The sequence below is a fragment of the Telluria sp. Soil_C_11 genome, from assembly GCF_057657395.1.
In genome coordinates, this window is sequence record NZ_JBDGIN010000020.1 from 24,292 (window position 1) to 38,560 (window position 14,269).

Below are 14,269 nucleotides of genomic sequence, written 5' to 3' on the forward strand. Positions count from 1 at the left end.
GTTACCAGACCAGGATGAGAGAGGAGAAAACGTCAGCGACTGCCATGCAGGGAGGGGGTTGCTGCACGCTCTGAGGCATACTACTTGAAAGCAATCTCCATACATTGAGACAAAATGCCCCAGTTGAAAACCATACAAGATGAGGATTTTTCCATCTGGTTGCCGCGATTGGCCGGGAACAAAGGACCGCGTTTTTTGCAGATTGCGGATGCCTTGCAGGCAGCGGTGGCAGACGGATCGCTGAAACCGGGCGACCGCCTGCCTCCGCAGCGCCAGTTGGCGGCACAGCTGGACGTCGACCTGACGACGGTCACGCGCGCATACGACGAAGCCAGGCGCCGCAACTTGCTGGAGGGCCGGGGCGCCCGAGGTACCTATGTCGCCGCGCCGAAAGTCGAATTGACCTCGGTCCTCGACCTGAGCATGAATACCCCGCCACCGCCCGATGGCGTGGACTTCGACGACATGTTGAAACAAGGTTTGTCTCAAGTACTGATGAGGGCGGATAACGAATTGCTGATGACTTACCACCTGGGCGGGGGCAGCGACTCCGACCGTCAGGCCGGCGCCAGATGGCTCGAACCGATGTTCGGACATCTGGATTCCCGACAGCTTGTTGTCTGTCCGGGTGCGCAAGCGGCGATCGCCGCCCTGATCCTTGCGCTGACGGAGCCTGGCGATGCCATCCTGGCAGAGCCGACGGGTTATCCCGGCTTGCGGGCCGCGGCGACCCAATTCGGCCGGCGCATCGTTGCGGTGGAAGCGGACCAGTACGGGATGGTGCCCGAGATGCTCGAGGAAGCGTGCCGCCAGCACAAGCCCCGGCTGGTCTACCTCAATCCGACCTTGCAGAACCCGACCGCCATCACGATCCCGGAACGCCGGCGCAAGGAGCTCGCCGGCATCGCGCAGCGCTTCAACGTACGCATCGTCGAGGACGATCCCTACTGGCTGCTTGCCGATGCCCCGCCGCCGCCGATTGCCACGTTTGCCCCGGAACAGGTGGTGTATATCTCTACCCTGTCGAAATGCCTGACGCCCGGCTTGCGTATCGCCTTCGTGCTCGTACGCAACCCGCACGAACGCGAACGCGTCCTGGTCGCGCTGAGATCATTTGCGCTGATGGTCGCTCCCCTGACGGCCGCGCTGGCCACGCAGTGGATCCTCGACGGTTCGGCGCGCGGATTGATGGAAGGCGTACGCAGGGAGGCGCGCCTGCGCCACCGGATGGCCCGGGATATCCTGGCGGGGCGCTACGCCGGCGCCGGAGACGGCCTGCATGTATGGCTCGAGTTGCCGGCGTACTGGAACTCCTCGCAGCTGGCGCGTGAAGCCGCTAGCTCCGGCATCGCCGTCACGCCGGCGGAGGCATTCGCTACTGGCAGCGGCTCCGTGAATGCAATCCGGATCTGTTTGGGTAGCATCAAGGACCGTGGACACCTGCAGGCGGGCCTTCAACGGCTGTCCCATCTGCTTGCGCGGCGGCCCGAGCCGTTCGGCGCTGCCGTGGTTTAGCTATTCGCCGCCCCTGCCGATCTGCTGCCCCAGGAATTTTTCGACCCGCCCCCAGAAATCCAGGCGCGTCTCGGTCAGTTTCCAGCCGTGCGCTTCCTCGTCATAGACGACCCACTCGACATGCTGGTTGGTCTTCTTGATCGCGTCATACAGCTTGCGGCCGTGGTAGATCGGCACGCGCATGTCGGCCCCGCCGTAGGCCAGCAGCAGCGGCTGGGTCAGGCGCGCGGCCTGCTTCAAGGGTGAAGTGGCGGCGAACTGCGCGGCGTCCTTGACCGGGTCGCCCACCAGCGTCGGCATGCCATAGCGCTTGTATGCCTCGGACATGTCGCTGTCCCGGGTCCAGTTGCCGGTGTACAGCAGTTCGATGTCGGTCACGCCGACCCAGTCGATCCCGCATTTGTACAGGTCCGGATCGCGGATCAGGCCCATGAGCGTGGCATAGCCGCCGTAGCTGGCGCCAGCGATGCAGATGCGTTGCGGATCGGCCAGGCCTTTGGCGATGGCCCAACGGGTTGCGTCGGCAATATCGTCCTGCATCGCCAGTCCCCACTGTTTCCAGCCGGCGCGGAAATGGTCTTCGCCATATCCGGTGCTGCCGCGGAATTCGGGCTCCAGCACCAGGTAGCCGCGCGACGCCAGGAACTGGGTGTCGCTGTCCCACCGCCAGTCGCGCCCGCGCACGTAGGGGCCGCCATGCACCAGCACGACCATGGGCAGCTTCTTGCCTGCGCTGTTGTTCGGGACCGTCAGCCAGGTCGGGATCTGCCTGCCGTCCCGCGCCTTGACACTCACCAGGTCCTGCGTGGCCATCCGGGACGGATCGATCGCCGGGCGGCTGCTGCCCAGCCTGGAGAGCTTGCCAGTCGTCATGTCGAACAACAGGTAGACAGATGGCTGGCGATCCGACCACGATTGGACCAGCACGAACGGGGTTTCGGAACGCACGCCCACGCTCAGGACGTTCACGCGGCCGGGAAGCAGCTGGTCGACAGTGGCTTGCGCCTTCTTCATGGCGGGATCGAACCACGCCACCCCTGCCGTATCGGCCGTATAGCGCACACCAAGCAGCCTGGCGGAATTCGAAACCAGTTCGCCACTGAAATCGAATTCGTCCAGGCCGACCAGCGGGCGCTCCGCGACCTTGCCGGTGGCCAGGTCATAAGCGAACACCGCGCTTTTGTCGCGCTGCAGCCGGCTGGTGACATACAGGGTGCCCTCGGGGGTGAATCCCAGCGGTGTGAACGAACCTTTGCCGCCCACGAACAAGTCCCGCGTGACCAGCTTGCGCCAGCGGCCTTCCTTGGGATCGAGGTAATGCAGGGTTTCCAGATTACCCTCGACCGTGGTGACCAGTGCGGGCCGGCCCCTGGCGTCGAGCCACCAGTCCCGGGTCTTGCCTGTTCCCGGGCCGGGCACGGAGTCCGAGTCCCCGCTGACGGTATCGAGCCTGACCAGTTCGACCTCTTCGGCAGAGTGGTCTTTTCCAAAATGGACGGTCTGCACATAGACCCAGTTCGAATCCTGTGCGCCCGGCTGGTCCAGCATGAAGGTATTCCAGGGCAGCTTGTCGCCGTTGTCCGTGCCATCCGAGATGAACCTGCGTCCCGCCACAGCCACCAACTGGCGCCGCACGGTGCCGTCGCTGTTCACGGCAAACAGGCCGGGCGCATAGCGCTCCTCGCCGGCCGCCGTGTTCTTGTCGCGCGAATCGTAGAGCAGCCGCTCGTTGCTGACCCACTCGAAGTGACCGACATCCGCGTTCGAGAACCCGGCCACCACCTTGATGGACCGGTCGGCCAGGGTGACGATACCGAGCTGGTCGTGGCCCTTGTCATTGTTGACCAGCATGGCCAGGCGCTTGCCGTCGGGCGAGAGCCTGGCATCGCCGACGCTGGGATTGTCAAAAAACGCAGCGATGGGGACCGGTTGTTCGCCGGCATGGCAGACTGTCGAGATCAGCAGGACCAGGTGCAGTAGCACGATGCGGCGCAACGCAGCGACGCCAGCAAGGGAAAGCTTGTTGCGCATGATGGGAAGAATGGTTATTGATGCAACATGGTAACTTTTCCGTCGTATTTACTCCACTGCAATATTTCGAAAGATTTTCGCTGCCATACGCGCTACAGCCGTGGAACCGGTTGCTGGCTCGGGAACGCCCCGCCGCGCTGCCCTGCAAAAAATGAAATAATGTCGGCATTCTGTTCAATTGCCTTGCATAATGCCTAACACCACACCTCCTGTCGGGATCCGGCCATGACCACGACCATGCACACCATCGGCCTGGTCGTGTTCGTGCTGGCCCTGCTGCATACCTTCTCGACCCACCTGTTCGAAATACTGGCGCACCGCCATCCGCGCCACGCCGGCCTGTTCCACCTGCTGGGCGAGGTCGAGGTCGTGTTCGGCTTCTGGGCCTTCGTGCTGATGGTGTTCATGGCCGTGGTCGAGGGCCGGTCGGCGGCGGTCGACTATGCCGAGTCGCGCCACTATACCGAGCCGCTGTTCGTGTTCGTGGTGATGGTAGTGGCGGCCTCGCGACCGGTGCTGGAAGCGGCCCGCAGCCTGCTGCGCATGCTGGCCCGGCTGGCGCCGGTGCGCTCCGAAGTGGCGCAGGCCTGGCTGGCGCTGGCCCTGGTGCCGCTGGCCGGCTCCCTGATCACCGAGCCCGCCGCGATGACCCTGGCCGCGCTGATGCTGGCGCCGGCCGTGTTCCGCCAGGGCATGCCGGAATGGCTCAAGTACGGCGCACTGGGCGTGCTGTTCGTGAATGTCTCCATCGGCGGCACCCTGACTTCCTACGCCGCGCCGCCGGTGCTGATGGTGGCCGGCACCTGGGGCTGGGACAGCACCTACATGCTGACGCATTTCGGCTGGCGCGCGCTGGTCGCGGTCGTCTTCAACGCCACCGTCATCACCGTCCTGCTGCGCGCCCACCTGCGCCAGATCGACGCCTCGGTCGACGGCGAAACGGCGCCGGTGCCGCCGCTGGTGTCACTGATTCACCTGGCCTTCCTGGCCGCGGTGGTGCTGCTGGCCCACCATCCGGTGCTGTTCCTCGGCCTGTTCCTGCTCTTCCTCGGCTTCACCCAGGCGTACGAGCGCTACCAGTCGCCGCTGATCCTGAAGGAAGGTTTGCTGGTCGGGTTTTTCCTGGCCGGCCTGGTGGTGCTGGGCGGCATGCAGCAGTGGTGGCTGCAGCCGATCGTCTCCAGCCTCGGCCCGACCGCCCTGTTCTTCGGCGCCCTGGGCCTGACGGCCGTCACCGACAATGCCGCCCTGACCTACCTCGGCTCGCTGATCACCGGCCTGTCCGAGCACGAGAAGTACATGCTGATGGCCGGCGCGGTGGGGGGCGGCGGCCTGACCGTGATCGCCAACGCCCCGAACCCGGCCGGCGCGGCCCTGCTGCGCCATGGCTTCGCCAACGAGTCGATCGGCGCCGTCTGGCTGCTGCTGGGCGCGCTCGGCCCCACTTGTGCGGCGGCCCTGATGTTCCTGTTGTAAGGTAGACACCGGACAGACAGGAGGACCGATGGACAACGATCTGCTGGTCAGCAAGACGGGCACCATCGAGCGCTGCATCAAGCGTGCCCGCGACGAGTACGAGAAGGACCCGACCACCTTCGTCGGCGACATCACGCGCCAGGACGCGGCCACGCTGAACGTGATCCGCGCCTGGGAGGCGGTGGTCGAGATGGGAGACCATGTGCTCGGCCAGCTCGGCCTCGCGGCGCACGATGAGCGCGAAGTGATCTCGCTGCTGGAAGACCAGGGCTGGATCGACCCCGCCCTGGGCGAGGACCTGAAGCGCACCGGCGAATTCTGCCGCGCCGAATGGGACCACCAGGCGGCGCCGCTGCCGGCCCTGGTCACCATCATCAAGCGCGGACTCGACGATGTCGACGCCTATGCGCGCGCCCTGCTGGCCAGGGCCGCCGCGGCCCCGGCAACGCCCGCCGCCGAGCCGTCCGCCGCGGACGATCCCGCCATCTAAGACCGCCAGGCCTGCCGCGGCGCGCCATCCATTTTTTGCCTAACTGGTATCATGCGCGCTTTCATGGACCGGACAACACAAAGAACATGAGCCAACCGACCAACCTGCCCTCCTTCTGGAGCCGGCTTTCCCTCGCCTTCGGCGCCTTTTTCAAGACCCTCGGCGATGCCGAGTTCGCCGCGCGCGTGCGCGATGACCAGATCGGCCCGGTCGCCGCGCCGGCGCCCGCTCCCGCCCCGGCACCTGCACCTGCACCTGCACCTGCACCTGCGCCAGCACCTGCCCCGGCCGCCGCTCCACTGCGCGTGGCGACGCCCGATGCCGCCCTGCAGCTGCTGTCCCTGCTGCAGCGCGAAGCGCGCCTGATCGACTTTGCCAACGAAAACATCACCGTGTACAGCGACGCCGACATCGGCGCCGCCGCCCGCGTCGTGCACGAAGGCTGCGCCCGCGTGCTGCGCGAGCACTTCACCATCGAACCGGTGCGCAATGAACTCGAAGGCGCGCGCCTGACCCTGCAGGAAGGCTTCGACGCCGCCAGCGTGCGCCTGACCGGCAACGTGGTCGGCAAGGCGCCGTTCACCGGCACCCTGAGCCACCGCGGCTGGCGCGCCGCCAGGGTGAGCCTGCCGCAGCTGGCCGACAAGCACGACGCCAGCATCCTGGCCCCGGCGGAGGTGGAACTGTGAGCATCAACGGTGACACCGCGCGCTACGCCATCGGCATCGACCTCGGCACCACCCACAGCGCCCTGTCGTATGTCGACCTGCAGGCCAGCGACGGCGAGAAGGCCGACCAGGGCGTGCTGCCGATCCCGCAGCTGAGCAGCCCCGGCACCGTCGAGGCGCTGCCGCTGCTGCCCTCCTTCATGTACCTGCCGCACCCGGACGAACTGGCGCCCGGCGAACTGGCCCTGCCCTGGACCGATGGCCAGGCCGCGCCCGCTTCTCTCTCTATCGTGGGCGAAATGGCCCGTTCGCGCGGCGCCGGCACCCCGATCCGCCTGGTGTCGTCGGCCAAGAGCTGGCTGAGCCACCCGAGCGTGGACCGCCGCGCCGCCATCCTGCCGACCGATGCACCGGAAGAAGTCGAGCGCATCTCGCCGCTGGCGGCTTCGACCCGCTACCTCGAGCACATCCGCAACGCCTGGAACGCCGCGCATCCGGAAGCGCCGTTCGAGCAGCAGGCCGTCACCGTGACGATTCCCGCGTCCTTCGACCCGGGCGCGCGCGAACTGACCGCGGAAGCGGCGCGCAACGCCGGCTACAACGCGCCGACCCTGCTGGAAGAGCCGCAGGCGGCCCTGTACAGCTGGATCCAGGGCAGCGAAGGCCGCTGGCGCAAGCAGGTGAAAGCCGGCGACATCGTGCTGGTGGTCGACGTCGGCGGCGGCACCAGCGACTTCTCGCTGATCGCCATCCTCGAACGCGACGGCAACCTGGAACCGCACCGCGTCGCGGTCGGCGACCATATCCTGCTGGGCGGCGACAACATGGACCTCGCGCTGGCGCACCTGGTCGCGCGCAAGCTGCAGGCCAACGGCACCCAGCTCGACGCCTGGCAGATGCGCGCCCTTACCTACGCCTGCCGCGGCGCCAAGGAACATTTGCTGGCCGACGCCAACGCCACCACCTGGCCGATCGTCGTGCCGAGCCGCGGCTCGAAGCTGATCGGCGGCTCGATCCGCACCGAACTCACGCGCGACGAAGTCACCGCCTTCATCACCGACGGCTTCTTCCCGCGCGTGGAAGCGAGCGCGCGCCCGGCCACGCGCGCGCGCGCCGGCCTGACGCAGATCGGCCTGCCGTATGCGCAGGACGCCGCGGTCACCCGCCACCTGGCCGCCTTCCTGGCCCGCCAGGCCGGCGCCACCGCGGAGCTGGAAGGTTTCAACGGACAGGTGAACCCTGAACACAGCTTCCTGCACCCGACCGCGGTGCTGTTCAACGGCGGCGTGTTCAAGTCCGGGATCCTGTCCCAGCGCGTGATGGACACCATCAACGACTGGCTGTACATGGAAGGCGCGGCGCCGGCGCGCATGCTGGAAGGCGCGGACCTCGACCTGGCGGTGGCGCGCGGCGCGGCCTACTACGGCTATGCGCGGCGCGGCGGCGGCGTGCGCATCCGCGGCGGCACGGCGCGCTCGTACTACGTGGGCGTGGAATCGTCGATGCCGGCCATCCCCGGCATGGAGCCGCCGATCACCGCCCTGTGCGTGGCGCCGTTCGGCATGGAAGAAGGCAGCGAACTCGAACTGCCGGGCCAGGAATTCGGCCTGGTGGTGGGCGAGCCAGTGCACTTCCGCTTCTTCGGTTCGACCACCCGGCGCCAGGACCGCATCGGCGAGGTGCTCGAGTTCTGGGGCCCGGACGAGCTGCAGGAACTGAACGAGATCCAGGCCGAGCTTCCGGCGGAAGGCCGCACGCCGGGCGACGTCGCCCAGGTCAGGCTGCACGCGCTGGCGACCGAGGCCGGCACGCTCGAACTGATCGCCGTCTCGCGCGAAGGCCAGCGCTGGAAGGTCGAGTTCGACGTGCGGGCCACCGAGCACCAGTGAGCGGCTCCCGAGCGCCGGCCTGGCTGGTCGGCATCGACCTCGGCACCACCAACACGGTGCTGGCCTGCGCGGCATCGGACACGCAGCAGGTCGAGACCTTCGCCATCGACCAGCTGGTGGCGCCCGGCGAAGTCGCACCGGCATCGCTGCTGCCCTCCGCCCGCTACCACCCGGCCGCGGGCGAGCTGGCCCCGGGTTCACTGCAGCTGCCCTGGAACCAGGCCGACCTGGCCGGCGTGCCGGATGCCGTGGTCGGACGCCTTGCCCGCCTGCTTGGCGCGCAAACTCCAGGTCGGTTAGTTGCATCTGCCAAGAGCTGGCTGTCGCACCACGGCGTCGACCGCACCGCCCCCATCCTGCCCTGGGGCGCGCCCGACGATGTGCCGAAAATTTCGCCGCTGGCGGCCAGCGCCAGTTATCTCGCCTACCTGCGCGCGGCCTGGGATGCGCGCCATCCCGGCCATCCCCTGGCGGAGCAGGACCTGGTCCTGACCGTTCCCGCTTCCTTCGACGAAGGCGCGCGTGCGCTGACCCTGGAAGCGGCGCGCCTGGCCGGCCTGCCCTCCCTGCGCCTGCTGGAAGAGCCGCAGGCCGCGCTGTACGACTGGCTGCACCGCCACCGCGACACCCTGGGCGCGGAGCTGGCGGAGACGCGCCTGGTGCTGGTGGCCGACGTCGGCGGCGGCACCACCGACTTCAGCCTGGTCAAGGTGGAGCTGGAACACGGCGTTCCCCGCTTGAGCCGCATCGGCGTGGGCAACCACCTGATCCTGGGCGGCGACAACATGGACCTCGCCCTGGCCCACCTGGCCGAGTCGAGACTAGCCGCGCAGGACGGCCAGCCAGGCCAGCCGGCGCGCCTGTCCGCCGCCCGCCTGGCCCAGCTGACGGAGCGCTGCCGCGCAGCCAAGGAACAGCTGCTGGCGCCCGGCGCGCCGGACCAGGTCAACGTGACCCTGCTGGGCACGGGCGCGCGCCTGATCGGCGCCAGCCGCACCGTCCAGCTCACGCGCGCGGACGTCGAACGCATCGTGCTGGACGGCTTCTTCCCGCCCAACGACAGCCGCGAAGGCGCGAAGCGGGCGCGCACCGGTATCGTCGAATTCGGCCTGCCCTATGCCAGCGATCCGGCCATCACGCGCCACCTGGCCGACTTCCTGCGCCAGCACGCCCAGGCGGCGCGCGAGGCGCTCGGCATCGAAGGGGGCGACAGCCTGCCGGTGCCTGTACCCGATACGCTCCTGCTGAACGGCGGCGTGTTCCGCGCCGCGCCGCTGGCGGAGCGCCTGGCCGGCACCCTGTCCGCCTGGCGCGGCCAGGCCATCCGCGTGCTGCACAATGCCGACCCCGACGTCGCCGTGGCGCGCGGCGCGGTCGCCTACTCGCTGGCGCGCCAAGGGCTGGCCCCGGCCATCGAAAGCGGCTCGGCGCGCAGCTACTTCCTGCTGCTCGACGACGCCCAGGCCGGCGGCCCGCTGAAGGCCGTCTGCCTGCTCCCGCGCGGCGCACAGCCCGGCGTCGAAGTGCGCCTGCTCGATCGCAGCTTCGGCCTGCGCCTGGGGCGGCCGGTGCGCTTCCACCTGGTGTCGGCCACCGCCGATCCGCACGGCGCCCCTCCGCAGCCGGGCGAGCTCGTCGAACTGGACCCGACGGACGTGGTGCGCCTGCCGGCCATCGCCACCGTGCTGCGCGCACACGCCGCGGCCGGATTGAAGACCGAGATGCCGGTGCAGCTGGCGGCCTCGCTGTCCGAGGTCGGCACCCTGGAAGTGCACTGCGTGGCCGAGGATGGCAGCGGCCAGCGCTGGAAGCTCGAATTCCAGCTGCGCGGCGCCGGGGACGACGCGCAGGACGAGGAGCCGGAAGGCGCCCTGCCGCCCCGCCTCGACGAGGCCATCGCCCGCATCGACCGCATCTTCGGCGCCCGCAACCAGCAGGTCGACAGCCGCGAAGTGCGCCAGCTGCGCGGCTCGCTCGAACACTTGCTGGGCGGCCGCGAGCGCTGGGAGACGCCGCTGCTGCGCCGCCTGTTCGACGCCCTGATGGAGCGCGCCAAGGGACGGCGGCGCTCGGCCGAACACGAACGGGTCTGGCTCAACCTGGCCGGCTGGTGCCTGCGCCCCGGCTTCGGCCACCCGCTCGACGCATGGCGCATCGAGCAGTTGTGGGCGCTGTTCGAGACCGGCGTGCAATACCACAAGGACAGCCAGGTGCGCGCCGAATGGTGGACCCTGTGGCGCCGCGTGGCCGGCGGGCTCTCCACCGAATCCCAGTTGCGCCTGCTCGACGATTTCGCCTTCAACCTGCAGGCCGAACCGGCCGATCGGGCGAAGCGCCCCGTCACCCTGGTCGACGGCAGCGAAGACGACATGCTGCGCCTGGGCGCCTCGCTCGAACGCATCCCGTCCGCCTACAAGGTCGAGATCGGCGACTGGATGCTGCAGCAGATCATGGCGATCCCTTCGATGCCGAAGCCGGACCCGAAGACCGCCGCCACCTATGCCCGCTACCTGTGGGCGCTGGCGCGCGTCGGCGCACGCCAGTCGCTGCAATCGAGCGCCCACGAAGTGGCGACCATCGAGGCCGCCGAGCGCTGGCTGGAACTGCTGCTGCAGCTGGACTGGAAGCGCATCGAGCCGGCCGGCTTCGCCGCCGCCCACATCGCCCGCAAGACCGGCGACCGCTCGCGCGACATCGGCGAGCTTCTGCGCCAGCAGGTGCTGCACAAGCTGGCCGCGAGCGGCGCGCCGGCCAGCTGGGCGGCGATGGTGCGCGAGGTCGTCGAGCTCGACCAGGCCAGCACCACGCGCATGTTCGGGGATGCCTTGCCGCCGGGCTTGAAGCTGCTGCGCTGACCGGGCGCGTGGATGCGCGCCGCTCCAGCACGGCGACGGCGTTCTTATCATTGTGCTACGCTCAATTGGACCAATGTAGTCTGAAAAACAGCTAGCTCAATCCGATGAGGCGCATCATGCACACAGAAAACCACCCATCCCGATTCAGTATCACATCGGCGATATTCAACCTGCTCGACCCGATACCTTTCGGATTTTTCGTGGCCGTGCTGATCTTCGACATCATCTATGCCAAGACCGCCAACGTCATGTGGGTGAAAAGCGCGGCCTGGCTCGTCAGCATCGGCCTGGTGTTCGCCATCATTCCCCAGCTGATCAATCTGGGCCGTACGTGGTTCGGCAAACGCCGCGTCCGCACGACGGGCGTGACCGTCAACTTCTGGCTCAACGTGGTGGGGATCGTTGCGGCGCTCTTCAACGCCTTCGTGCACAGCCGGGACGCCTATGCGGTGATTCCGGCCGCGGTCTGGTTATCCATCATCACCGTGCTCGCACTGGGAATCGGCAGGATCATCCTGGCTGGAGAATCAGTCACTTTCAAGGAGTACAGCCATGGACAAGCATAAACAGGGGTGGCGCCGCACGCTGGTCACGGCAGCCGGCCTGTCGCTGGTATTGAGCGCCTGCGGCGACAACAAACGGGTGGATCCGGCGCAGCAAATCGGCGGCAATCCAGTGCTGCCCGAAGCCAAGAATTTCCTGGTCCCGCCGATGCAGGTTCCCGACGGCGTCGGCTGGCAGGGCAACGCCGCGCCGAAAGTCCTGGCCGGCCTGAGGATCGAAAAGATCGCGTCCGGGCTCAAGCACCCACGCCAGCTCCTGGTCCTGCCCAACCAGGACGTGCTGGTGGTGGAAGGAAACGGGCCGGGAGAAGAAGCCGTCACGACGCCGAAGCAGGTCATCGCCGGGATGGTCAAAGGCCGCTCGGGCAAGGGCGGCAAGGGCGGGAACCGCGTTACCCTGCTGCGCAGGAAAGCCGGCGGCACGGGCGAATGGGAACAGCACGTCTATATCGAAAACCTGCATTCCCCGTTCGGCATCCAGCTGGTCGGCGACACCCTGTACGTGGCGAACACCGGCAACATCATGAAGTACCACTACGTCCCCGGCGAAACGAAAATGTCCGACCCGGGCACCGAGCTCGGCGACCTGCCCAGCACCGTCAACCACCACTGGACGAAAGCCCTGCTGGCCAGCCCGGACGGCAAGAAGCTGTACGTCGGCAGCGGCTCGAACAGCAACATCACGGAAAACGGCCTGGACGTGGAATACCGGCGCGCCGCCGTGCTGGAAGTCGACGCCGCAACCGGCGCCAGCCGCGTGTTCGCGACGGGCCTGCGCAACCCGACCGGCCTGCAATGGGAACCGCAGTCCGGAAAACTCTGGGCCATCGTCAACGAGCGCGACGAGATCGGCGCGGACCTGGTTCCGGACTACATGACCTCAGTCCAGGAGAAGGGTTTCTACGGCTGGCCCTACAGCTATTACGGCCAGCATGTCGACAGCCGCGTCATGCCCCAGCGGCCGGACCTGGTCAAGAAAGCCATCAAGCCGGATTTCGCCCTCGGATCGCACGTGGCGGCGCTGGGACTGTGGTTCTACACCGGGAACATGCTGCCGCAGTACAAGGGCGGCGCCTTCGTCGCCGAGCACGGCAGCTGGGACCGTTCTCCGCTGAGCGGCTACCAGATCGTGTACGTGCCGTTCGAGAACGGCATGCCCAAGGGTCCTGTCCAGCCTGTCGTGACCGGCTTCCATTCGGCCGACGAAAAGCAGCTGTACGGCGCCCCGGTCGGCATGGCGCAGGACGCGGAAGGCGCCCTGCTGTTCGCCGACGACGTGGGCAATGTGATCTGGCGGGTGAGCAGCGCCAGGTAGCCAGGAGCCGCCATGGACCAGCGCTACCGACCGATCACGCGCCTGGGCCTGGGCGGCACCGGGCTGGGCGACATGTACCACGCTACCGGCGACGCCGCCTCCCATGCGACCGTCGATGCCGCCTGGGAAGCCGGCATCCGTTATTTCGACACCGCGCCGCACTACGGCGCCGGCCTGTCCGAGCACCGCTTCGGCCAGGCCCTGCGCCGCCATCCGCGCGATGCCTACACGCTGTCGACCAAGGTCGGGCGCCTGCTGGCGCCGCATATGCCGGGCGAAATCCAGAGTCCCTTCGTCGGCGCCCTGCCCTTCAGGCGCGTGATCGACTACACGGCCGACGGCGTGCGCCGCTCGGTCGAGGACAGCCTGCAGCGCCTCGCGCTCGGCCACATCGACATCGCCTATGTGCACGACCTCTCGCCCGACATGTTCGGCAGCGAGTTCGAGCATTACTATCGGGTCGCGGCCGGCCCCGGCGGCGCCTTCGAAGGCATGGTGCGGCTGCGCGAAGAGGGTTCAATCAAGGGCTGGGGCCTGGGCGTGAACACGGTCGAACCCTGTCTGCGCGCGCTGCGCGACTCCGATCCGGACATCTTCCTGCTGGCCGGACGCTACACGCTGATGGAAACCACGCCGCTGCAGGAATTCTTTCCGCTGTGCGCGAAGCGCGGCGCCCACGTGGTGCTGGGCGGCCCCTTCAACTCCGGCTTCCTGGCCGGCGGCGAGCACTACGATTACCGGCCGGCCAGCGCGGAACAGCACCGGCACCGCGAGCGCCTGCGCCAGGTGGCGGCCCGCCACCACGTCGACCTGGCCGCCGCGGCCCTGCAGTTCGGCGTCGCGCATCCGGTGGTGGCGGCGACCATCCCCGGCGCCAGCAGCCCGGAACACCTGCGCCGCAACGCGACCCTGATGCACATGGAGATCCCGGCGGTGTTCTGGGAAGAGCTGCGGGCCGAAGGGCTGGTGCCGCCCGATGCGCCGCTGCCGCCAAGAAAAGCGGCTGCCTAGCCCTGCTCATCTGTTACTCTTGCGAATCGATATTCAAGAGAGACATACATGGCAACCGAATTGAGCTTCGTCGACTACGTTCTCGAGACGGCGCGGATGGGCAGCCGGCTGACCTACCGGAAGCTGTTCGGCGAATACGCGCTCTACCTGGACGAGAAGGTGGTTGCCTTCGCCTGCGACAACAGCCTGTTCATCAAGCCGTCGAAAGCCGTGGCCGCGCTCGCGCCGGACCTGCCGCAAGGGCCGCCCTACCCCGGCGCGAAGGACTATCCGATCGCCGACGAGCTGCTCGACGATCCGGAGGCATTGCGCCGCCTGATCGAGCAGACGGCCGCGCTGATGCCGCTGCCGAAGCCGAAGAAGAAATCCACGAAAGCCGTGCCGGCGAGCGCCTGAGCGAGCGCCACGGCACGCACCGTAGCCGCCTCCGGCAAGCTTGCCGGATTTGCGGCATCA

General features: G+C 67.9%; 11 protein-coding genes. 10 read left to right on the top strand and 1 reads right to left on the bottom strand.

Translation table 11 applies throughout. The features are described 5' to 3' along the window. Positions 1-114 precede the first annotated feature (114 nt). Positions 115-1,515: an aminotransferase-like domain-containing protein gene (locus AC3A6M_RS22025; protein ID WP_487854854.1), complete on the top strand. Its 1,401-nt coding sequence runs from the start codon at positions 115-117 to the stop codon at positions 1,513-1,515. Here AC3A6M_RS22025 and AC3A6M_RS22030 read toward each other — a convergent pair whose 3' ends face one another. Then, positions 1,516-3,546 carry an alpha/beta hydrolase family protein gene (locus AC3A6M_RS22030; RefSeq protein WP_487854855.1) on the bottom strand — a complete coding sequence of 677 codons (2,031 nt, stop codon included), beginning with the start codon at positions 3,544-3,546 and terminating at the stop codon, positions 1,516-1,518. A 225-nt stretch (positions 3,547-3,771) separates the two neighbouring features. Between AC3A6M_RS22030 and AC3A6M_RS22035 the strand changes: the two genes are divergently transcribed. The 9 genes from AC3A6M_RS22035 to AC3A6M_RS22075 all read left to right on the top strand — a co-directional run bounded on the left by AC3A6M_RS22035 (position 3,772) and on the right by AC3A6M_RS22075 (position 14,209). Beyond that, complete coding sequence (locus AC3A6M_RS22035) at positions 3,772-5,022, top strand: putative Na+/H+ antiporter (protein WP_487854856.1); 1,251 nt, start codon at positions 3,772-3,774, stop codon at positions 5,020-5,022. Between the two features lie 28 nt (positions 5,023-5,050). Further along, on the top strand, positions 5,051-5,512 hold the full coding sequence (gene hepT, locus AC3A6M_RS22040; RefSeq protein ID WP_487854857.1) for a type VII toxin-antitoxin system HepT family RNase toxin: 462 nt from the start codon (positions 5,051-5,053) through the stop codon (positions 5,510-5,512). An 86-nt stretch (positions 5,513-5,598) separates the two neighbouring features. Next, positions 5,599-6,201 (top strand): DUF2760 domain-containing protein, encoded by a 603-nt coding sequence (locus AC3A6M_RS22045; RefSeq protein WP_487854858.1) that lies wholly within the window; start codon positions 5,599-5,601, stop codon positions 6,199-6,201. Further along, a complete protein-coding gene (locus tag AC3A6M_RS22050; protein WP_487854859.1) occupies positions 6,198-8,069 on the top strand; it encodes an Hsp70 family protein in 1,872 nt (623 codons plus the stop codon). Before AC3A6M_RS22045 ends, AC3A6M_RS22050 begins: the two co-directional genes overlap by 4 nt. Then, the gene (locus AC3A6M_RS22055; RefSeq protein ID WP_487854860.1) at positions 8,066-10,924 is read left to right on the top strand and encodes an Hsp70 family protein; all 2,859 of its coding nucleotides are present in this window, start codon (positions 8,066-8,068) and stop codon (positions 10,922-10,924) included. The genes AC3A6M_RS22050 and AC3A6M_RS22055 overlap by 4 nt, the downstream gene beginning before the upstream one ends. 116 nt (positions 10,925-11,040) lie before the next feature. Further along, on the top strand, positions 11,041-11,490 hold the full coding sequence (locus AC3A6M_RS22060) for a DUF2231 domain-containing protein (RefSeq protein WP_487854861.1): 450 nt from the start codon (positions 11,041-11,043) through the stop codon (positions 11,488-11,490). Next, positions 11,477-12,802 (top strand): PQQ-dependent sugar dehydrogenase, encoded by a 1,326-nt coding sequence (locus AC3A6M_RS22065; protein ID WP_487854862.1) that lies wholly within the window; start codon positions 11,477-11,479, stop codon positions 12,800-12,802. The genes AC3A6M_RS22060 and AC3A6M_RS22065 overlap by 14 nt, the downstream gene beginning before the upstream one ends. 12 nt (positions 12,803-12,814) lie before the next feature. Beyond that, a complete protein-coding gene (locus AC3A6M_RS22070; RefSeq protein WP_487854863.1) occupies positions 12,815-13,813 on the top strand; it encodes an aldo/keto reductase in 999 nt (332 codons plus the stop codon). A 48-nt stretch (positions 13,814-13,861) separates the two neighbouring features. Continuing rightward, the gene (locus AC3A6M_RS22075; RefSeq protein ID WP_487854864.1) at positions 13,862-14,209 is read left to right on the top strand and encodes a TfoX/Sxy family protein; all 348 of its coding nucleotides are present in this window, start codon (positions 13,862-13,864) and stop codon (positions 14,207-14,209) included. Positions 14,210-14,269: the final 60 nt, after the last annotated feature.

Bases quoted from the DNA above. Each gene is read 5' to 3' on its own strand.
- AC3A6M_RS22025 (WP_487854854.1), top strand. From the start codon at position 115: ATGCCCCAGTTGAAAACCATACAAGATGAGGATTTTTCCATCTGGTTG.
- AC3A6M_RS22030 (WP_487854855.1), bottom strand. From the start codon at position 3,546: ATGCGCAACAAGCTTTCCCTTGCTGGCGTCGCTGCGTTGCGCCGCATC.
- AC3A6M_RS22035 (WP_487854856.1), top strand. From the start codon at position 3,772: ATGACCACGACCATGCACACCATCGGCCTGGTCGTGTTCGTGCTGGCC.
- hepT (WP_487854857.1), top strand. From the start codon at position 5,051: ATGGACAACGATCTGCTGGTCAGCAAGACGGGCACCATCGAGCGCTGC.
- AC3A6M_RS22045 (WP_487854858.1), top strand. From the start codon at position 5,599: ATGAGCCAACCGACCAACCTGCCCTCCTTCTGGAGCCGGCTTTCCCTC.
- AC3A6M_RS22060 (WP_487854861.1), top strand. From the start codon at position 11,041: ATGCACACAGAAAACCACCCATCCCGATTCAGTATCACATCGGCGATA.
- AC3A6M_RS22065 (WP_487854862.1), top strand. From the start codon at position 11,477: ATGGACAAGCATAAACAGGGGTGGCGCCGCACGCTGGTCACGGCAGCC.
- AC3A6M_RS22070 (WP_487854863.1), top strand. From the start codon at position 12,815: ATGGACCAGCGCTACCGACCGATCACGCGCCTGGGCCTGGGCGGCACC.
- AC3A6M_RS22075 (WP_487854864.1), top strand. From the start codon at position 13,862: ATGGCAACCGAATTGAGCTTCGTCGACTACGTTCTCGAGACGGCGCGG.